Source organism: Aliivibrio sp. S3MY1 (assembly GCF_028765575.1).
GTDB lineage: Bacteria > Pseudomonadota > Gammaproteobacteria > Enterobacterales > Vibrionaceae > Aliivibrio.
In genome coordinates this window covers 190,268-210,203 of record NZ_JARACO010000004.1, presented here as the reverse complement: position 1 = coordinate 210,203, position 19,936 = coordinate 190,268, and the positions used below count along the sequence as shown (strand labels likewise).

The window sequence follows — 19,936 nt, the reverse complement described above, 5'->3', positions numbered from 1 at the left end:
TACTCATTTAAATTGATACCAATTAAAGATAAATAATAATGATGAAATCTATTTTATACGTACGCTCTTTTATTCTGCTTAGCTTAGTTTCTTTGTTTTCTGCATCAGTGATGTCGGCAACAAAACCTTTGGTGATAGGCATTACCTTACAGCCTTATTACAGCTATGTGAAAGCGGTCGTGGGTGATAAAGCAGAAATCCTTCCTTTGGTTGATGCAGGGTTTAATCCCCACAATTATTTACCTCAACCAAACGATTTAAAACGTTTAAATAAAATGGATGTGATTGTTGTTAATGGTATTGGTCACGATGATTTTGCGTTAAAAGTAATTTCGGCGGCAAACAACAGCGAGTTAATGGTGTTAGAAGCCAATAAAGACGTTCCGTTGTTGCCCGCGATGGGGCAGTCTGTCGGTAAAGGGGCGGTGAACCCTCACACATTTGTTGGTTTATCTACGACGATTCAAAAGGTTTACACCATTGCTAATGAGCTCTCTCGAATTGATCCTGAAAATGCCTCGTTCTATCGTAAAAATGCACGTAAATATGCGAAAAAATTCCGATTAATGAAGCGTGATGCCATGTTGTCTCTTGGCGAATTAGATACGGCAGGCATGAAAGTCGCAACAACGCATAATGCGTATGGTTATATTCTTCAAGAGTTTGGTGTTGATGTTGTTGCCGTCATTGAACCCGCTCACGGCGTAGAGCCAAGTGCAAGTCAACTGCAAGGCACGATTGAAAAGATCCGTGAGTCTGACATTGATGTTTTATTTTATGAATTGAACATGCCCAACCGTTTTGTCGATACGATTGAAGAGGCAACAGGCGTTCAGTTATACCGTTTTTCTCATATGACACATGGCTCTTATCAAGACAACAAAGTTGAAATTGAAATGAAATCAAATTTAGACACCTTAATCGAAGCCATGAAATTCGCCGCTGATAAGGATGCTAAATAATGTCAGGACCTGCAATTTCGTTAACCAATGTTGGGCTCACTTATGGTGAAAATACAATATTAGAAGGGGTTAACCAACGCTTTGAAGCCGGTCAATGCCATGTAGTTATGGGGCCTAATGGCGGTGGTAAAACCTCATTATTGCGTTCAATTTTAGGATTAACCGCGTTTCAGGGTGAAATTAATATTGAGTGGCCAGAGCAGAAAGGGGTGATTGGTTATGTACCACAAAAAGCCGTTTTTGAATCTAGCCTGCCGCTAACCGTAAAAGACTTCATTTTATTGAATCAAACCCGAGTACCTCTGTTTTTAAGTGCGTTATGGCGTAAAAAAAGCAGCCAAGAAGCATTTGCAATGGCGCAGTTAGAGCGTGTTGGTATGTCTAATCGCGCCGATCGTCGCATGGGGCAGCTTTCTGGTGGCGAGCAACAGCGTGTGTTATTCGCACAAGCGTTATTGGATAATCCTGATCTACTCGTTCTTGATGAACCAACCACAGGCATGGATGAACATGGGGTTCGTTATCTTGAATCTTTAATGCATGAATTTATCGCGCAAGGTAAGACGGTATTAGCCGTTCACCACGATGTCACCGCTGTTCGCCGTCTTAAAGCACATGTTCATGTTATCAATCGTAATTTGGTTGATTCTGGTTGTTATTCAGAAGTATTAAAACCTGAGAAAATTGAGCGTTTATTCAATCATTATACCGGTGCAAGTGCTCAGTACGATGCATCAAAAACTAACAATGGAGAGGCTGCATAATGGAACTGTTTCGTCAGTGGGCGTTATATGGCGTCGAACAAGGCTTTTTAAGTGACAGTTTTTCGTATGCCTTTATGGTCAATGCTATTGTTGCCGCTATCCTTTTAGGGCCATTGTTAGGTGGCTTAGGGACCTTAGTCATTGCCAAGCGTTTGGCCTTTTTCTCTGAAGCCGTTGGTCATGCCGCCTTAACGGGTATTGCATTAGGCGTGTTATTGGGAGAGCCCGCAGAGAACCCAATCATCGGCTTATTTAGTTTTTGTATGATCTTTGCTTTGTTACTGCATTTTGTAAGAAACCGAACTAACGTGCCTTACGATACGCTAGTTGGGGTGTTCCTTGCCTTAGCATTGGCGGTAGGAGCGGCATTACTGATGTACGTAGCGCGTAAAATTAATATTCACATGCTAGAGAACGTTTTATTTGGTTCTATCCTAACGGTGACGGACCAAGACATTGCGATTTTAGCGGGTAGTTGTTTATTGATTGTAGTGGTATTACTTCCGACGTTTAATCGTATTTTATTAACTTGTATTAGCCCTGATATTGCCAGAGTTCGTGGTTATAAAACCAATTTTTATGATTATCTGTTTGTGATGATGATTACCCTTGTGACGATTGCATCGGTAAAAATTGTCGGTGCGGTTTTAGTTGGCGCGTTATTACTCATACCTGGTGCGACGGCTCGCTTATTAACTAAGAACATGGGCAGTTTTGTCTTGATGTCTGCGCTATTAGCGACAATATCGTGCTTGATTGGCACCGTATTACCGATGGAATTAGAAATGCCTGTGCCTTCTGGGGCCGCGATTATTATCGTTTCAGCTTTCTTCTTTTTACTTGCGACGAGCTACCGAATTATTCGTAAGAATTAGTAAAGTAGAACTCAATAATAATCGAAGAATATGGGTATAAATAGGATAAGAAATGAAACAGAATTTAATGAAATGGATAGCGATTGTTAGCCTATGTGCAGCATCGTTATTTAACATGAAAGCAGTAATAGCAGCCGATGTATTAACGACAACGCCGGTGACGTATATGCTATCAAGCGAGCTATTAAAAGAAACCTCATTAACGACAAAATATTTACCACCAAATCGTTATGGGATTGAGCGTTTACCCAATTGGTTTGCCAATAAAGGGGCGAAAATTGTTCAAGACTCAGCAAAAACAGCCCAAGCGGTTGTGACGATTGGGGCGGTGTGGGCAGAAGACCCTCTGTATGTGAATGCAAGATACAGCAATATTCAGATTATTGAAGTCGATGCTTCTCAAGCCATTACTCCTCGCGCACAAGGGGTGGCAGCATTACGTTTGTCTGATGGAACGACGTCAAAATACGCATGGTTAAACCCAACAAATTTAATCCGAATGGTCGCGATTGTTAGTGATGATTTTCAACGTATCTGGCCTGATAAATCAGAGCAGATCCAAAAAAACCAAGAGCAATTTATGTTGTCGGTACGTCAATTAATCAACCAGCAGCAAAAAGTGATTTTAGAGAATGATATTGATTCGGTTATTTTGTTGTCTGAGCAGTTAGAAGACTTTGCCTCTGGCAATCAATTGTTTGTGGTTGATCGTTTAACAAAACCTGCTCTTGAATGGACAGAAGATGATAAAGCACAGTTGAAAGACTTAATTGAAGAAGATGATTCAGTGTGGATTATCACAACTCAAAAACCAAACAAGCAGATGCAAGCATTGCTGCCAATGGAGCGCGTATTAGTTGTCGATGCGGTTGATCGTTGGGGCAGAGCAGGAATAAACAGTACAGCACCATTACAGAGATGGCAATTGGCGTTATAGCCTTATCTAAATTTGGCGTGTTGTTGCTATTTTACGATTCATTCCAAGAAAGGCTCGCCATTAATTTAACGTGTATTTCAATTAATGAATGGGCTTTCTTATTCCATGTGGATTGATCTTGTTGTTGATTACAAAACTCCAAGCTGAGTACCGTGAGGTGTTGTAATCGTTTTAAGCACCAATCTTTAATATCAATATCCGTTGCAGAGTTAAAGGCGGCCACTTCTAACTTTGCATTGGCGTATTGCAACATTTGGTACGCTTTCTTTTTGTCATGATACTTGGTGTATTCAAATGCTCTTAAACACCCATCTAACCAACAGGCTATCGCTTTACTTTGAGCCTCAGTCAATGTTGGGCCCCACACCGAATTAGGCGCAGAATATAAGAGAGTTTCAAGCGTTTCTATTTGGTCATATTGCTTTGCTTCATACCAATTAGAAATTGAAATTAACCAAGTCTCTAATGTCATTATGCTGCCTCATCCCAATGTTTAACAAAATGGTTATCGCCAACCGGTTTACATCCTTCTATTACAATACTGCTGCGTTTTTTCATTTCATCAGCGTCTATAGAATAGTTTGGCTCACTTTCGATTAAATTGCCAAACGGTAAATGTTACTTTTTTGGCTACATTTCCTGATATGAACTCGTCTCAATGGTGAGACAGTGCGTAAGGTATCTATTTTAGAGTATTGACTTTAAATTTTATCTGAATTTGTTACAGTAGGTTGAAAGGATAAATGTAAACGGATGTAAATAAATACAATAATTATAAATAAGGAATGCTGTATGAACAAATTAACAGCGCTACTCGTATTTTGCTTGATTACTCCAGCTTTGGCTACAGCGCAAGATGATGTATCTAAGCGTGCTTTAGCGCAGGAGTTAAGCCGTGCTTTCCCACAATTAGAAAACAATTTAAAAAGTACCATTAATCAGTATCAAATGAGCGCTTCATTATCTGATTTATCAACTCAAACTAAGCCCCAACCGCAGGTTCGAACTTTTATGGCAGCAATGACCACGGCGAATAAAAGTGAGATCCAAGCACGCGGTTTAGAAAAATATACTGATGAACTGCTTGAGCTACGTTTAGCTGATCCAAGTATGTTGGCTCGTTGGCAAGCAGGACAAAGCCCATTATTTGCTTTTGAACCTGAAGGCGCTGAGAGCGAATGGCAATACATCGAAGCGTATGATATCGATGGTAATCTTCACTATTTAGATATTTATGATATTCCAGAGCGCCCAGTATTAGTGGTTGATACTAATAACCGTGAAGAACTAAAAGCGGGTTTAGCATTAATGCGTGATGAGTTTAAAGCGTTGCAATCTAGTGAGCCAAGTGAAAATGCGAAGCCTGCTCCTTATGCGATGTTAAGAGCTGCTGCGGAACCAACTGAAATTAATACCACTATCTTAAAGAAAATTCAGTTAAAAGATGATCATGAACCTTGGATCTCGGGTAAGGCTGAGATATATGCCATTGTGTCTGGTGTTAGTCCAAAAAGAGACGAACCAACAATTGATGTGATCGAGATGCCTTATTTGGATTACGCAGAACAATCATACCCTGCAAATCAGATCATGGTTTTTTGGGACCGTTATCGCTGGGGCGCTGCAGATATTATTTTGATGGAGCAAGATGATAAAACGGATTATAAGCAATTAGCGCAAACCATTTTAAAAGCAGCCAGTGACTTTTTAGCAACAATACCAGATAAAGAAGCACAAGCGTATTTAATCATTCCTCAAATGACGAGTGCAATTATTGCATTACTTCCTGATGATTTATTCGTTAACGATGATGATTTTGTTGATGTGTTTTATACCATAATGAAAGACACAGAATACACCGATCATTCAGGTGCAGGGAACAACGCTATTGCCGATTTTTCGCCTCTGATTATTCAGAAAACAGACTAAATTAATGATGTGACTTAAGGGTATTTTTATTCTTTAAGTCACTTCTATTTTCGCTAGTGCTCAATATAAACTGGCTGCCGCAACAGCCAGTATTATTATCAACGAATAACAATCTTTCTAGGAATTAACTCAATTCCTGCTTGATAACGCTTTGCTGACGCATTCAGGCCTAACGCTAAGGCACTATCAGCAATCAGTTCGAATTGCTGTGGTAGAGAGTTTACCTTAATAGGTAAGAAATCTAATAAGCGATTATCACCAAAGGTGCCCAGTTTTATTCTGGTCATCAATTCAGGCTTTTCAATCAATACATCCAAAATACCTTCAAGTAGGATATAAGAGGTTGTAATTATCGCATCTGGAATCGTCTCTTCTTTTATCCATTGCTCAAAAATAGCTTTGCCTGATTCACTGTTAAAGTGTTCGCCATAGCCTGCGATGCTTGCTAAACCTTTCTCTTTGGCTTTAGCGTCAAACCCCAATTGACGCTGACGAGATATATTCAGTTCAGGTAAAGCACCAATTAAGCCAATTGATTTTACGTTCTGGTTAACTACTGATTTGGTTAGCTCGTAAGCCGCATCAAAATCTTCGCTAATAACACAGCCAAAGTGCTCATCATCCAAAGAGCGGTCAATCGCGATAATTGGCGTGCCTTTTTCTTGAATCGTTAAATAGTACTCACTGCCATCGGGCAAACAGCTTGCAACAAATAGTGCGTCGATGCGACGACTGATTAAAGCATGGGCGACGTTCTTTTCGGTTTCAGGATCGTCATCAGAGCAACCAATTAAGATCTGATAACCCGCTTTACGAGAGTTGTATTCTAAAAGTTTAGCTAGCTTGGCGTAACTGGTGTTTTCAAGATCAGGGATGATTAAACCAAACGAACGGCTGCTGCCTGCCCGCAATGCTGAAGCCGCATGATCTGGGTGATAATTATGTTCATCAACCACCGCCATGACTTTTAATTGGGTCTTTTCACTGATGCGATATTTTTGTGCTTTACCATTAATGACATAGCTTGCAGTGGTTTTAGAGACGCCAGCAAGTTTGGCTACTTCATCTAATGTCATGGTTAAGATCCTTAAATTCTGTGGGTCGGATCATATAAATTTAGATCCAATCAGTTTATGAGTTGAATTATATGCTGAATCGTTTCAGTATAAAAGCTGAAAGGATTCAGCAAATTTGAAAAACGTGATTACTGCGTTATTTTCACTCTTTAAGCCACTATTTTTGAGTAGAAAGCATTTGCTGAACTTTTTTTACCTATTTTGCTGAATCGATTAAGCTTTAATTAAGCAAGCTTTAAATCGTGATTCAGTAAGGCATAAATTACAAATACAGAGCGAGAGGCTAAGACCCATGCTGACATTGACAAAAAATGACATTACGTTGCAACAAGTAGCAACGGATAAGACAACAGCCATTAAAGCGATTGCAAAGCAACTGACAGAAAAAGGTTTAGTTGCCGAGAAGTACGTAGATGGAATGCTAAATCGTGAGCAACAAAACTCAACGTTTTTAGGTAATGGTATTGCAATTCCTCATGGTACAACAGACACCCGTGATTTAGTCAATAACACCGGCGTTGCTGTTCATCATTTCTCTCAAGGTGTTAACTGGGGGGATGGTAATGTGGTCTATATAGCCATTGGTATTGCGGCTAAATCAGATGAACACCTAGGTATTTTAAAACAACTGACTAAAGTCCTTTCTGCTGATGGTGTAGAAGAGAAGCTAAAACAAGCAAAAACAGAAGCAGACATCATTGCATTACTTAACGGTGAAGTGCAGTTTGAAGCCGATTTCGATGCATCACTTATCCAATTATTATTCCCTGCAAGCGATATGATCCAAATGAGTGCGGTTGCGGGTGGTTTACTAAAAAACAGTGGTAATGCAGAAAGCCAATTTGTTGCAGAGTTAGTCACTAAAGAGCCTACGCATCTAGGTAAAGGTTTATGGTTGGTAAGTACTGACAAAGGCGTTAAACGCTCTGGTATGTCTATCGTAACGACAGCAAATGGCTGTGAGTTTAATGGCTTTCCTGTTAAAGGTTTGATTGCAATTGCTTCTTGTAACGCTTCTCATAAATCGTTCTTAACGACGATCACTAAAGCCGTCGCTGAGCAACAACAAGACTCGATTCTATCAGCAACGTCTGAACAGTTACTTGCGATGTTCTCTACTTCTGTTGAAGAAACAGCAGTAAGCGTTGATGCGGATAATACCGCAACCTTTAAAATTAAAAATGCGCATGGTTTACACGCTCGTCCGGGGGCAATGCTTGTTGCTGAAGCGAAAAAATACGAATCAAAAATCACCGTTCTCAACGTAAATGGTGATGGAAAATCAGTGAATGCGAAAAGCTTAATGAAGGTGATTGCGCTTGGCGTTAAACACGGTCACGAGCTGCAATTTACGGCCGATGGCGCAGATGCTAAAGAAGCGTTAGTGGGTATTGGTGCTGCGATTGCTTCTGGTTTAGGTGAGGGGTAATTAATGAGCATTAATCAAAAAAGCAAAGTAGTTACTATCACTCTGAACCCCGCTTTAGATTTAACGGGCAGTTTAGATGCGTTATCGGTTGGCTCTGTGAGTTTAGTTAGTAAAGGCTCACTTCATGCGGCAGGTAAAGGTGTTAACGTTGCTAAAGTGTTGTCTGATTTAGGCGCTGAAGTGACGGTTACCGGTTTTTTAGGCCGTGATAATGAAGAGCTGTTCTGTCAATTATTTGAAGAGATGAACGCTAACGATGAGTTTATCCGCGTTGATGGTGCTACTCGCATTAATGTGAAATTAGTAGAACAAGATGGGAGAGTTAGTGATATCAACTTCCCTGGCGTTAACGTCTCTGAACAAGCTATAGCCGAGTTTGAAGTTCGTTTATTTGACTTAGCTAAAACGCATGAATTTTTCGTATTGGCAGGCAGTTTACCAAAAGGTATTTCTCCTGAGCGTTGTGCTGAGTGGATTGAAAAACTGCATCAAATGGGTAAAAAAGTCCTATTTGATAGCAGCCGTGCGGCATTAGCAGCAGGTTTAGAGGCCCACCCTTGGTTAATTAAACCAAACGATGAAGAGCTATCTGAATTTGTGGGTCATGAATTAGAAACGCCAGATGCGTGTCAGCAAGCGGCTCAAGATCTTGCCCAAAAAGGCATTGAAAATATCGTCGTGTCATTAGGCTCTAAAGGCGTAATGTGGCTTGGTAAAAATAACCAACAACAAGCTGAATGGATCTATTCGCAACCACCTAAAATGAACGTGGTAAGTACGGTAGGTGCTGGTGATACGTTAGTGGCTGGCCTTTGTTGGGGTCACATGCAGCAAGATTGGGATCGTTCACACATCTTATCTTTTGCTACCGCTTTATCTGCTTTAGCTGTATCGCAGGTTGGCGTTGGCGTACCAAATATTGAAGACGTAAAAGAATTACAACAACAAGTAACCCTACATAACCCAATTTCTACCAACGTGCAGTAATGCGTTTAGACTTAGTTTAAGGACAGATTATGAAAAATATAGCTATCGTTACGGCATGCCCAAGTGGTGTAGCAAACAGCATCATTGCTGCAGGTTTATTAGAGCAAGCAGCAACCAAACTAAATTGGAAAGCGACGATTGAATGTCAATCAAGCGTGTTACCTGTAGAGATGTTAACTCAAGAAGTCATTGATACGGCGGAGGCAATTGTTATTGCCGCAAATTCGGTGGTTGATACATCTCGCTTTGTTGGTAAAAAAGTACACCAAGGTTCCATTTCTGAATGTGCAATTAACTCGGAAGTTTGGCTAGAAAATGCAGTAAATAATGCCAAAGAACTCACCGCGTCTGAAGTGACGGTTTCAGAGACTGTGGCGTCGGCTGATGCGACAGGACCTAAGAAAATCGTAGCGATTACGGCCTGTCCAACCGGTGTTGCGCATACTTTCATGGCAGCTGAAGCGCTAGAGGAAGAAGGTAAACGCCAAGGCCACATGATTAAAGTAGAAACTCGTGGCTCTGTGGGGGCAAAAAATCAGTTAACTGACCAAGAAATTGCCGAGGCTGATTTGGTTATTATCGCTGCGGATATCGAAGTTGCACTTGATCGCTTTAATGGTAAACGTCTGTACAAAACAAGCACAGGTTTAGCACTGAAGAAAACAGAACAAGAGATGAATAAAGCTTTCTCAGATGCGACGGTTTTCCAATCATCAGGTAAAACGCAATCTTCTCAAACCGAAGAAAATAAAGGCATGTACAAACACCTAATGACAGGGGTATCACACATGCTTCCTGTTGTTATCGCGGGTGGTTTATTGATTGCATTGTCATTTGTCTTTGGTATCGAAGCATTTAAAGAGCCGGGCACACTTGCAGCCACGTTGATGGATATTGGTGGTGGAGCCGCATTTGCATTAATGATCCCGGTTCTTGCTGGTTTCATTGCATTCTCAATTGCTGACCGTCCTGGTTTAGCGCCAGGGTTAATTGGTGGTATGTTGGCGAGCTCAACGGGAGCGGGCTTCCTTGGTGGTATCGCGGCAGGTTTCATTGCGGGGTATTCTGCAAAATTCATCGCAGATAAAGTGTCTCTTCCTCAATCAATGGAAGCACTTAAACCAATCCTAATTATTCCATTTGTGGCGAGTTTGTTCACAGGTTTGGTCATGGTTTACATTGTTGGTGGCCCAGTTGCTGGCATCATGTCTGCACTGACTGAGTTCCTAAACAACATGGGTTCAACTAACGCTGTATTATTGGGTGTGATTCTTGGTTGTATGATGTGTTTCGACTTAGGTGGTCCAGTAAACAAAGCAGCATATACATTTGGTGTTGGTCTTCTGGCTTCACAAACGTACGGCCCAATGGCGGCTATCATGGCGGCAGGTATGGTTCCTGCGTTAGGTATGGGGCTGGCGACATTCCTTGCTAAGAACAAGTTTGAAGCGGGTGAGCGTGAAGCAGGTAAAGCATCATTTGTGCTTGGCTTATGCTTTATCTCTGAAGGGGCGATTCCATTTGCAGCGAAAGACCCAATGCGTGTTATCCCAAGCTGTATGGCGGGTGGTGCATTAACGGGGGGTCTATCTATGTTATTTGGCGCTCAATTGCTTGCTCCACACGGTGGTCTGTTTGTTCTTCTTATTCCAAATGCGATTACGCCAGTGTTTATGTACTTGGTAGCCATTGCTGCGGGTACAGTAGTGACGGGTTTCAGTTACGCTTTCTTGAAAAATAAAGCGGATCAGAAAGAAGCCGTAGCTGCGTAATAAGCAGATAACTTAAAATAAAATGGGCGCTTCCAAGTGTATTGGAAGCGCCCATTTTTTATGCTTTTTTAAAGCTAGAACATAAAGTTCACACCCGCACCAATAGATGAAATGTAATCATCTGAAGCCAACGGAATGTATTGATATTCAATATTGAAGGTGGTGGAAGGAAACAGTCTCATTATAGTACCTACCGAAAGATAGGGCTTAGTTGATACCGCCTCTTGTTTCAACGTTTGATTATTCACGTTATATTGATAGTCAACATTAGTGCGGTTTAAACCGAATTTCCCATAGAAAGAACCGTAGTAAGACATCGGGAAATACAATTTTGCAGCAATAGTAGTACCTGTAGCGGATGCTTTATCATTATTGTGTACGATATCATTGATTGATGCTGTCATGTAATAACTTAGATCCATCGCAAGCATTGGCGCGAAGTGATAGTTATAACCCACTTGAGTCATTAAAGCGCTACCATGGGAACCGTCAATTTTTAGGTTTGCAAGACTTGGCTGAATATAGATTTGGTGTAAAGTGTTTGTTGCTTGCGCTGATGCAGTTGCCCCTAGCAACAAAAGTGGTAGTAACCTTTTCATTATAAACTCGTCTATTTAACCGAATGTGCGATTTTATTGTGAATGAGACAATGTTGTAAAGAGGAATTAAAGACGAAATGAGATTAACTATTTGGTTTTCATTATTACTGATGCTTTATGGTATATCAGTATTAGTTATTTACTGTCGGCTCCTAAGATTGTAGATAAACTAAGATCTCAAGCTAAATGGATTGATCGCCTCTCTGGTGTCGTGCTTATTCTTCTTGCTGTTCGAGTGGTATTTTCTGCGTAGTCAGTTACTCTAAAGTTTTTATTTTGTTTAATTTAAAAGAAAAAGTGGGCTTAGTCGTGGATTGAAAAGAAGAGTTCACTTTTTTATCCAATAGTTTTGGCTTAGTATGAGCATTATCAAACGTATAGCATGGTCATTTTATACGTAAAGTCTTCTATTTTTGTTATTACTACATAAGGTTTCTCATGACATTTCAAGCTGCAATTTTCGATATGGATGGACTGCTATTAGACACAGAACGTGTATGTATGGGGATCTTTAAAGAGGCGTGCGAAGCTCAAAATGTTCCATTTATTGAAGAGCTGTATCTTTCTATTATTGGGTGTAATGCAAAACGTATTGAACAGCTTTTCCGTGAAGGTTATGGCCCAAGTGTAGATTATCCTGCATTAAATCAAGAGTGGCGCGTGCGTTATACTGCTGTAGTTAAGCACCAAGCAATCCCAGTCAAAGAAGGGGTGATTGAGTTACTAGAGTGGCTAAAAGCAAATGAAATCCCAATGGCGGTTGCGACATCTACGCAGCATGATATTGCGGTTAAAAAACTGGAATTAGCAGGCCTTGATGGCTACTTTGATGTACTGACAACAGGCTGTGAAGTTGAGCATGGTAAACCACACCCAGAGATCTACTTCTTAGCGGCAGAACGTTTAGGTATTGCTGCTGATGCTTGTCTTGCGTTTGAAGATTCAAATAACGGAACACATGCCGCAGTAGCCGCAAATATGATCACCTATCAAATTCCAGATTTAGTCGAGCCAAGTGCAGAGGTGATTAAACTTGGTCATCAAATATTGCCTTCAATGATTGATGTGTTGGTTGATTTAAAAAAACGCAAAGTTTAGTTCGTTTTGGGTTAAATAAGTAGCAGTAAAAAAAGGCGGATCACTCTATTGTGTCCGCCTTCATCTTCTATAATTTTTCAAACGTATGTTCAATCTCATCAAGCATCCATGCCATGACATTTCCCATGCCACTGTCACGACGCTTTACAACTCCGATCTCAATTTGTAATGCGTCTGGGATATGAAAAGCCGATAGTCGAGTCGTTTGGTTACGATACCAGTCGGATTCTAAAACATGCTCAGGAACCAACGCCCACCCAACATTGCGGATCACTAAGGCCGTAATGTAGTAATAACTGTCTATATACCAATGATTGGCTGAGATGGCTTTTTCATGTGAGTGGCCGACGCGATCTCGAATAACCAATTGACGGTGTTGATTTAATTGAACCAGTGTTGGTTTTTCAATTTTAGCTAATGGGTGTTGCGGTGACACGATAAGCGCTTGGTTAAAAAAGCCAAGAGACCGGTATTCTAAAGAATCAGATAAGGTATTTACGCGAAATAGAAAGCCAAGATCTGCTTTTTTATCATCGACCCATTCCGCAATATCCGCTTGAGAGCCATTAATGATCGTCAGCTTTAATAATGGAAATTTCAGAGATAACTTTTGAAAGAAATCTTCAAATACATCAATAGGTACTGCTTCATCGAGAGCAACGGTTAATGCTATCTCTTCACCCGTCGCAACGGTATCAGCTCGGGCTTGTAGGCGTTCGCATTGCTCAAGAATTGCCTGAGCCTCAATAAACATGTCTTCGCCATCTTGTGTTAAAACCGGTAAGCGCGCACTTCTATCAAAGAGGTCAAATCCAAGATCTGCCTCTAGATTGGCAATTGCGGTACTTATTCGAGACTGAGCCTTCCCCATTTTCCGTGCTGCTGCTGAAAATGAACCGCATTTAACAGAGGCAACAAAGGCATTGAGTTGATCTAAAGTCCAATTCATTTTTTCTCCCCTTTTTGTAAACGTATATGGCGGTTAGAGCAATTAGGTGATGGTTTAGGGGTAACGGTTCTTTTTTCAGATAGCAAATGGCGGATAGCTAAAATGGGGTGCTTTAATAGCATTCTAGGGCCAGAAAAACGCATTACTAATCTCATCAGTTCTTTAGGTTCAGGCTTATAACAATGAATAGGGCAAGTATTGCAGGTGGGTTTGTTTTCGCCGTAAGGACAACGATCTAAGCGAACTTCAGCATAATCAATTAAGCTTTGGCATTCTTCACATAGTGATTGAGAGTGATGGTTTTTTTTACAATAAATCTCAATCATTGCTGATAAGGTTTTGAACTCAGTATTAAGTTTACCAAGTAGGATATTACCGCTTTTCATGTCTACCCCATACGTTTTGAATTCTAATCAAAGCAGTATAAAGGGGAAATGATATTGGGTGAAGTTTTCACTTTTTCATAAATGAAATATGGCTTAGTATTTACTTATCCCCCAAAGCATATTGCTCCTAAGTGTATGCGCCAAAAGCCATTTAGTTTAGTGCTAAGTGGCTTTTTCTTTGGTTCTATAAAAAGGGGGCTAAGTAAATCACAATTCACAAAGAAACATAAAGTATCAAAAATAATTAATGTTAACCAATATTTGATACTTTATGGTAATTCATTAAGTGTGGATGTACTAATATTGTTCCTGTACTTATTAAGAACCCCTATAAACAGTAAAGGAAATTATTATGAACAAAGCATTATTAGTATTACTGACTCTTGCCTCATTCTCTAGCCAGGCTTTTGAAGTATCGAGTACCGATATTCACGAAGGTCAATTGATGAATAGCAAATTTACCTTCTCCGGCATGGGTTGTACGGGTGACAATATTTCACCACAACTAAGCTGGAAAGATGCACCAGAGGGAACAAAAAGCTTTGCCATTACGGTGTTTGATCCAGATGCCCCAACAGGCAGTGGTTGGTGGCATTGGTTAGCGTTAAATATACCTGCGAATGTACATAGCATAGAGCAAGGTTCATCAATGAAAAATATTTTACAAACCAAGAATGATTTCGGCACTATGAGCTATGGTGGTGCTTGTCCTCCAGAAGGTGATGGCATGCACAGATACCAATATACAGTGTGGGCGTTACCACAAGAGAAAATTGATTTACCAGCAGATATCTCACCTGCGGTAGTCGGTTATACATTAAATAGCATGGCACTAGACAAAGCCGTATTAACAGCGACATATGTACGCTAATTAGCAGTTAAATATAAAAATATAGGGGTATAAAATGGATAAAGTGATGTTGAACGAACCCATATTTCGAGTTCAAACCTATTCAGGCAAGAGCGATCAACATTTACGTAATGTTCATATTTATGCCCCGAGTATTATTTGGGTTAAGTCTGGTGTAAAAACCGTCTTTCAAGAGAGTGAGCAATTTGATGTTGATGCACACTCTTGGCTGCTTACGTCTGCCAACCAAGGGTTAAACTTTATTAATAAAACGACAAAGGATAATTTTTATTCTGTTCAGATCTGCTTTTTTTTAGCCCCCCCTAAGGAGATGCTAGAAGAAAGTCAAAGTAACGAAAGTACTCGCTTACATACCCATGCGGTTACAGTATCCCCATTGTTGGCTTATGGATTCACATTCTTAACTGATACGAATACTCAAAAGCTAAGTTCTAAAACACAGCAATTTCATTTGCTCGCGTTATATCAGCAATTGGCAGAATTGGGGGTGCTGCATGTTTTATTCTCACCCTCGTTCGCTTCTTTTCAAAATGAGCTGAGTGCGTATTTTTCTAAGAACCCCGCTGAACCTTATCAGCTAGAAACCGTATGTGATGATTTTTCGATGAGTCGTGCAACGCTGATCCGTCGATTACAGCGAGACGGCACCAATTTTAGAACGGTATTATCGAATGTTCGAATGAGTCACGCGTTAGGATTAATGCAAGAAAAGAAACAAAGCCAGTTAGATTTAGCATTGCAGTGTGGTTATCAATCAGAAAGTCGATTCAGTCAGCGTTTTCACCAGCAGTTTGGTATGACGCCAAAGCAGTATATGAAGACTGTGGTGTATTGATTTAATTCTAAAAAAACAGCGAGCACCTAGGCTCGCTGTTTTTATTTTCAATCCTAATAAGTCGGATTCTACTTAGCCAATTTTGTCAGCACACTCATCAATAATTTAATGCGTGGCTCTATTGATTCAAGCAGTAAGTACTCATCAGCGCTGTGGAAGCCAGCACCGATAGGGCCTAAACCATCTAACGTTGGAACGCCTAAGATTGCCGTGTTGTTAGCATCAGAGCCGCCGCCCACTTCTTGCCAGTTAATGCTGATTTCAAGCTCTTGTGCTGATTCTTCAACCATCGCCATTAATGCTTCAGTTTGTACTGATGGCACCATTGATGGTTTGTATGCTTCACGTTCTACCTTGATAGATACACCATCAACAAACGGCGTTTGAATCATGCCATTTAATGTCGTGTCGACAAGATCATATTCTGCGTTATCCCAGAAACGAACATCAATCACAGCGGTTGCTGAATCAGGAACGATGTTAGCGCCAGCACCACCAGCAACAACACCTACGTTCAATGTCGTGCCTGACTCAAAGTTCGTCATTGCATTAGCGGCTAAGATCCAGTTGGCCATTTCAGTGATAGCACTGCGGCCATTTTCTGGTTCATTACCTGCGTGAGCTGCTTTACCACTGAAGGTTACTTTGTAGTTCGCCATGCCTTTACGTGCTTTAACTAAGCCACCATTAGCGCGAGCTGCTTCTGCAACCAATACGTTTTTCGCTTTTTTTGCCGTTTCTTGGATCCAATCAACCGAATCTAGCGATCCTGTCTCTTCATCTGGGTTCATGCATACACAGATAGACAACTTATCTAATACTGCTTGGTCTAGGTTACGCAGTGCATAAACTACGTTTAATAGACCTGATTTCATATCAGATACGCCCGGGCCATAGGCTTTTTCAGCATCCAAAGACATTGGGCGCTCTGCTGCGGTGCCTACAGGAAAAACCGTATCCATGTGACCAATCATCATCACATCAATGTGTTCAGCCTCTGGCTTGTTACGAACTTCAAGACCAACGCCCGCTTTGCCACAATCAATGCGCTTAACAGACCAGCCGTTCATGGCTTCGTATTTAGCTGCCATTTTACTTGCAATAAATTCGATACCATCAAGCGTGTAAGTACCGCAATCCACATCAATCAGTGGGCGTAGCTCTTCTAAGTAATCGTTTAGAGAAAAATTCATCTTAAATCCTTATAGAATCATGTTCATAACAAACATTGCACCGAATGCGTTTAATACTGAGATTGCAATCATTACTGGAAGGTATCGACCTTCAGTGCCGATAGGACCCATGATACGACCCATGTATTGCACTTGTGAACCCATTAGGTAAATAGCAGGAGCAAGAATGGCAATGTGAGCACCATTAAGAATACCTTGGTCAAACAGAGTGATAACCACACCAACCGCGCCACCCATTGACATCCAAGCACCAATTAATACTGCAGCAGCTTCACCAGGAAGACCAAAGATAGCCATGATAGGAGAGAACAGGGTTCCCATTAAATCAAGTGCACCCGTAATTTGAAGAGCCTTGATAATTACAAACGCCATTAGTACGTTAGGAACGGTTGAAGTAGTGGCAATAACCCAGCCTTTTTTAGCGCCTTCAACGAAGATGTCTGTCACCATTGGTTTTTTTACTTTAACGTCGCTCATTATGCTGTCTCCTCAGTCATTTTCTTGTCTTGTTTGTCATTGTCTTGGCCTTCTTTACCTTCAGTAATATTTAGGTAAATACGGAATAAGTTTGCGCCAACAAATTTGAAAGCAAACATAACAACAACAGCTAGGCCAATAGAAGAAGGAACGGCTAAAGAACCATCAGGATTGGTTAATGTAAATAGCACCGCACCAGACGAGAAGAAGTTTACAATTGCAGCACCAGCAGTGAATTGGAACATTGTGAAGATGTCTGTTTCGCGCTTGGTTAAATGCTTTTCATCTTTTAATTGACGAGTCATTGCAGCACCCGCATCAGTACTTTGTAATGACGCAATCAATGCAAGACCAGAGTTACCAGGAATACCCATTAAAGGACGTAGAAGAGGAGTAAGCAGTTTACGAGCCGCATTAAGTGCGCCGTAATGCTCAAGAACGTTGATCATACCTAATGCAAACATAACGGTAGGGATAAGAGTTAATGCAAAGATAAAACCGTCACGAGCACCGCTGCCGCCTTTACCACGGAAAGAAGTCGTTGCTGCTTGAACGCCATCTACTGTTTCAGTAACAGAATACGCGACACTACCAAAAGAACCATTTAGTGTAGTGAAGTCGAGTACGCCGTACCATTCATTAGATTGCATTAAGCCAGAAAAGAACACAACAGCAAAGGCGAGAGCCACGTAGCTGCCAATACCGACTTTAGAATCTTTGTCCGTCGATTGAGTCATAATTACCTCGTTTTAAAGTTAAGATTAGAAATTGTAAGTGGTTAACTATTTAGTGGTATTGTGCGTTAATCTGGCTTGTAGGATTTGATACGTATCAATAACTATTTCTAAAAGTAAAATTCTATATATTAAGATTATTATTTTGTGATCTATCTGAAATTGTAGAATTTTATGTTGATTTGTTGTTTAAAGTTGTATTTTGTTATTTTTAATAGATTAATTATTTGTTGAGCCTTTTTTATCTAGACAGTGTTGTTCATCTTCTATTCAGAAATGAGCTGATAGAGTGAGACTTCATTTATAGAGAGAGTAAAAATATGAAACAGTTATTTGCAACAATCGTCGCTTTGTTTGTTGGTTTTTTTGTTCTTATTTCAGGTCTGTTTTTTGCTATTGGATTGAGCATTGTTGGTTTTATTATGTCAAAAACACAGAGCCAAAAAATGGATTGTTCGAAAGACAAAAAATCAAAAATTATTGAAGGAGAATACTCCGACGTGACGAATTATTAGCCAATCGAGGTGGAGTTGTTAGGGTAAAGTGAATTAAGTTCGAGGAAATAGAGCAATAAGGATGAAATTCTCGCTAACCTATGGGATATTTACCGTTGATTTAAGAAAGCAGCGGTAAATAATAGAAGAGGTAGACGTGGATAGACTGTTATTAGTCATAGATTTTTTATTAACACATAAAATGATTTTTAGTGTGTTGATTATTAGCTTTATCTTTTTATTGCGTCATTATGCGGTTAAGAGAATTAGAGGTGATATTCATTTTTTAACCGAAGATCAGCGAAAATGGATCTCCCGAACAAAGAATGGCTCATTCACTCTCATTGTTATTATTTTATTTATTCTTTGGCAATCAGAGATTAATGAATTTGCTTTATCAGTTACGGCGATTGCTGTTGCGCTAGTTGTTGCCTCTAAAGAGATTATTCTTTGTTTTACCGGTTCAATTCAACGTGCGAGTTCGCGTTCATTTAGGATCGGTGATTGGATAGAAGTTGGAACATTGTGTGGTGAAGTCATTGAACACAATATGATGGCAACCGTTATTCAAGAGATCGACTTGCATCATGGGCAATATGGTTACACCGGAAAAACAGCCACTCTTCCCAATAGTATGTTCTTTACTTTCCCGGTAAAAAATCTCAACTTCATGAAGCGTTATGTTTATCATAAGTTTTCTATCTGTGTGAGAGAGTTTGACAACTTATATCCAATGTTACCAGATTTATTAGCTAAGATAGACGCCCATTGTGAGGAGTTTATTGATGTAGCAAGGCGCTATAACAGTGTAATAGAAAAGCATGCAGGGGTCGATCTTCCTGGTTCAGAGCCCCATATTCATATCTCAACGACGTCGTTGGGTGATCAAAAAATGCATTACATGATATTTTGTCCGACCGAAAAAGCATCGCATTTAGAGCAATTAATTCGACAAGACTTTATGGAACTTTATCACGAACGCTTTCCAAAAGAAGTCGATAAAAAAGCGTAGTGAGATAACATATTCTCTCTTGATTGTTATCACTGTAATCAAGAGAGAATATGTTAATACGTTAGATTATTTCAGTTCGTCCAATGGCAACCATGTCACCTCGACACCAGCTTGAGCAAACATATCTTGGCTTATTTGGATCTTCTCACCCCAACGAGATAAAAAATCTTCGGTCTGCTCAGGGCAATATACTTTTGAAATATCGGTTTGAATGATTTTCGCTGCGCAATTAGGGCAAGGAAAATGAGTAACCCAAATATCACAGCCTTCTAAATCTCGCTTAGCAAACAAAATTGCATTCTCTTCAGCGTGAAGTGTTTTTAAGTATTTAAGTTCTCGCTCATCAGTATCAGCACTGTCAGATACCCCGTGTGGATAGCCATTAAACCCAACTGACACAATACGGTTGTGTTTGGTTATGACGGCACCAACTTGTGTTGATGGGTCTTTACTCCACGAACCGACTAATTCTGCCATTTGGAAAAATCGTTTTGCCCATTTAGAAACCATAATACTGCCCTTTGTTACTGAATATATCGAATAATTATATCTATTTC

Annotated in this window: 22 protein-coding genes and 2 pseudogenes; 14 read left to right on the top strand and 10 right to left on the bottom strand. The window is 40.2% G+C overall.

What is annotated here, in order from left to right; translation table 11 throughout:
• The first annotated feature begins 38 nt into the window (after window positions 1–38).
• From PVK62_RS04715 to PVK62_RS04700, 4 genes are read left to right on the top strand one after another with little or no spacing between them, the layout of a single operon-like run.
• Window positions 39–962, top strand: coding sequence for a metal ABC transporter solute-binding protein, Zn/Mn family (locus PVK62_RS04715; protein WP_443111759.1), 924 nt, complete (start codon window positions 39–41; stop codon window positions 960–962).
• The gene (locus PVK62_RS04710) at window positions 962–1,726 is read left to right on the top strand and encodes a metal ABC transporter ATP-binding protein (RefSeq protein WP_012551535.1); all 765 of its coding nucleotides are present in this window, start codon (window positions 962–964) and stop codon (window positions 1,724–1,726) included. The genes PVK62_RS04715 and PVK62_RS04710 overlap by 1 nt, the downstream gene beginning before the upstream one ends.
• Window positions 1,726–2,601, top strand: a complete 876-nt coding sequence (locus tag PVK62_RS04705) for a metal ABC transporter permease (protein ID WP_274449348.1) — start codon at window positions 1,726–1,728, stop codon at window positions 2,599–2,601. The genes PVK62_RS04710 and PVK62_RS04705 overlap by 1 nt, the downstream gene beginning before the upstream one ends.
• A 52-nt stretch (window positions 2,602–2,653) precedes the next feature.
• A complete protein-coding gene (locus PVK62_RS04700; protein WP_274443078.1) occupies window positions 2,654–3,538 on the top strand; it encodes a metal ABC transporter solute-binding protein, Zn/Mn family in 885 nt (294 codons plus the stop codon).
• A 31-nt stretch (window positions 3,539–3,569) separates the two neighbouring features.
• Here the strand turns inward: PVK62_RS04700 and PVK62_RS04695 are convergent, their stop codons facing one another.
• Both PVK62_RS04695 and PVK62_RS04690 read right to left on the bottom strand, forming a co-directional pair.
• Window positions 3,570–4,010: a transcriptional regulator gene (locus PVK62_RS04695; protein ID WP_274443077.1), complete on the bottom strand. Its 441-nt coding sequence runs from the start codon at window positions 4,008–4,010 to the stop codon at window positions 3,570–3,572.
• Window positions 4,010–4,153 (bottom strand): annotated as a pseudogene (locus PVK62_RS04690) (ABC transporter ATP-binding protein); the annotation flags it as partial. The gene PVK62_RS04695 and the pseudogene PVK62_RS04690, both read right to left, overlap by 1 nt.
• Window positions 4,154–4,330: 177 nt before the next feature.
• Here PVK62_RS04690 and PVK62_RS04685 point away from each other — a divergent pair.
• Window positions 4,331–5,467 carry a DUF3103 domain-containing protein gene (locus PVK62_RS04685; RefSeq protein WP_274443076.1) on the top strand — a complete coding sequence of 379 codons (1,137 nt, stop codon included), beginning with the start codon at window positions 4,331–4,333 and terminating at the stop codon, window positions 5,465–5,467.
• Window positions 5,468–5,565: 98 nt separating this feature from the next.
• Here PVK62_RS04685 and cra read toward each other — a convergent pair whose 3' ends face one another.
• Entirely contained in the window at window positions 5,566–6,543 is a 978-nt protein-coding gene (gene cra, locus PVK62_RS04680; RefSeq protein ID WP_274443074.1) for a catabolite repressor/activator, read from the bottom strand.
• A 292-nt stretch (window positions 6,544–6,835) separates the two neighbouring features.
• Between cra and fruB the strand changes: the two genes are divergently transcribed.
• The 3 genes from fruB to fruA are packed head-to-tail and all read left to right on the top strand — an operon-like array spanning window position 6,836 to window position 10,731.
• The gene (gene fruB / locus PVK62_RS04675; RefSeq protein WP_274443072.1) at window positions 6,836–7,972 is read left to right on the top strand and encodes a fused PTS fructose transporter subunit IIA/HPr protein; all 1,137 of its coding nucleotides are present in this window, start codon (window positions 6,836–6,838) and stop codon (window positions 7,970–7,972) included.
• 3 nt (window positions 7,973–7,975) lie between these two features.
• On the top strand, window positions 7,976–8,959 hold the full coding sequence (pfkB, locus tag PVK62_RS04670) for a 1-phosphofructokinase (RefSeq protein ID WP_274443071.1): 984 nt from the start codon (window positions 7,976–7,978) through the stop codon (window positions 8,957–8,959).
• Between the two features lie 29 nt (window positions 8,960–8,988).
• The gene (fruA, locus tag PVK62_RS04665; RefSeq protein ID WP_274443070.1) at window positions 8,989–10,731 is read left to right on the top strand and encodes a PTS fructose transporter subunit IIBC; all 1,743 of its coding nucleotides are present in this window, start codon (window positions 8,989–8,991) and stop codon (window positions 10,729–10,731) included.
• Between the two features lie 74 nt (window positions 10,732–10,805).
• Here the strand turns inward: fruA and PVK62_RS04660 are convergent, their stop codons facing one another.
• Window positions 10,806–11,330: an outer membrane beta-barrel protein gene (locus PVK62_RS04660; protein WP_274443068.1), complete on the bottom strand. Its 525-nt coding sequence runs from the start codon at window positions 11,328–11,330 to the stop codon at window positions 10,806–10,808.
• A 100-nt stretch (window positions 11,331–11,430) separates the two neighbouring features.
• On the opposite strand from PVK62_RS04660, the pseudogene PVK62_RS04655 reads away from it, so the two are divergent.
• Together PVK62_RS04655 and PVK62_RS04650 are read left to right on the top strand one after the other, a co-directional pair.
• Window positions 11,431–11,583, top strand: a pseudogene (locus PVK62_RS04655) (lysine transporter LysE); the annotation flags it as partial.
• 185 nt (window positions 11,584–11,768) lie between these two features.
• Window positions 11,769–12,428, top strand: a complete 660-nt coding sequence (locus tag PVK62_RS04650; RefSeq protein ID WP_274443066.1) for an HAD family hydrolase — start codon at window positions 11,769–11,771, stop codon at window positions 12,426–12,428.
• Window positions 12,429–12,495: 67 nt separating this feature from the next.
• Here the strand turns inward: PVK62_RS04650 and PVK62_RS04645 are convergent, their stop codons facing one another.
• Complete coding sequence (locus tag PVK62_RS04645; RefSeq protein ID WP_274443065.1) at window positions 12,496–13,377, bottom strand: LysR family transcriptional regulator; 882 nt, start codon at window positions 13,375–13,377, stop codon at window positions 12,496–12,498.
• A complete protein-coding gene (locus tag PVK62_RS04640; protein ID WP_274443064.1) occupies window positions 13,374–13,763 on the bottom strand; it encodes a nitrous oxide-stimulated promoter family protein in 390 nt (129 codons plus the stop codon). Before PVK62_RS04640 ends, PVK62_RS04645 begins: the two co-directional genes overlap by 4 nt.
• A 352-nt stretch (window positions 13,764–14,115) precedes the next feature.
• Here PVK62_RS04640 and PVK62_RS04635 point away from each other — a divergent pair, with 352 nt between their 5' ends.
• Both PVK62_RS04635 and PVK62_RS04630 read left to right on the top strand, forming a co-directional pair.
• Window positions 14,116–14,634, top strand: a complete 519-nt coding sequence (locus PVK62_RS04635) for a YbhB/YbcL family Raf kinase inhibitor-like protein (protein WP_274443063.1) — start codon at window positions 14,116–14,118, stop codon at window positions 14,632–14,634.
• A gap of 34 nt (window positions 14,635–14,668) precedes the next feature.
• Window positions 14,669–15,469: a helix-turn-helix transcriptional regulator gene (locus tag PVK62_RS04630; RefSeq protein WP_274443062.1), complete on the top strand. Its 801-nt coding sequence runs from the start codon at window positions 14,669–14,671 to the stop codon at window positions 15,467–15,469.
• 68 nt (window positions 15,470–15,537) lie between these two features.
• Here the strand turns inward: PVK62_RS04630 and PVK62_RS04625 are convergent, their stop codons facing one another.
• The 3 genes from PVK62_RS04625 to PVK62_RS04615 are packed head-to-tail and all read right to left on the bottom strand — an operon-like array spanning window position 15,538 to window position 17,876.
• Window positions 15,538–16,662, bottom strand: coding sequence for a M20 family metallopeptidase (locus tag PVK62_RS04625; RefSeq protein ID WP_274443061.1), 1,125 nt, complete (start codon window positions 16,660–16,662; stop codon window positions 15,538–15,540).
• 9 nt (window positions 16,663–16,671) lie between these two features.
• A complete protein-coding gene (locus PVK62_RS04620; RefSeq protein WP_274443060.1) occupies window positions 16,672–17,139 on the bottom strand; it encodes a YjiG family protein in 468 nt (155 codons plus the stop codon).
• Complete coding sequence (locus PVK62_RS04615) at window positions 17,139–17,876, bottom strand: nucleoside recognition domain-containing protein (protein WP_274443058.1); 738 nt, start codon at window positions 17,874–17,876, stop codon at window positions 17,139–17,141. Before PVK62_RS04615 ends, PVK62_RS04620 begins: the two co-directional genes overlap by 1 nt.
• Window positions 17,877–18,193: 317 nt before the next feature.
• Between PVK62_RS04615 and PVK62_RS04610 the strand changes: the two genes are divergently transcribed.
• Together PVK62_RS04610 and PVK62_RS04605 are read left to right on the top strand one after the other, a co-directional pair.
• Complete coding sequence (locus PVK62_RS04610) at window positions 18,194–18,388, top strand: hypothetical protein (RefSeq protein WP_274443057.1); 195 nt, start codon at window positions 18,194–18,196, stop codon at window positions 18,386–18,388.
• A 181-nt stretch (window positions 18,389–18,569) separates the two neighbouring features.
• On the top strand, window positions 18,570–19,379 hold the full coding sequence (locus PVK62_RS04605) for a mechanosensitive ion channel family protein (protein WP_274443088.1): 810 nt from the start codon (window positions 18,570–18,572) through the stop codon (window positions 19,377–19,379).
• A gap of 66 nt (window positions 19,380–19,445) precedes the next feature.
• Here PVK62_RS04605 and PVK62_RS04600 read toward each other — a convergent pair whose 3' ends face one another.
• Window positions 19,446–19,889 carry a dCMP deaminase family protein gene (locus tag PVK62_RS04600; protein ID WP_274443056.1) on the bottom strand — a complete coding sequence of 148 codons (444 nt, stop codon included), beginning with the start codon at window positions 19,887–19,889 and terminating at the stop codon, window positions 19,446–19,448.
• Between the last annotated feature and the right edge of the window lie 47 nt (window positions 19,890–19,936).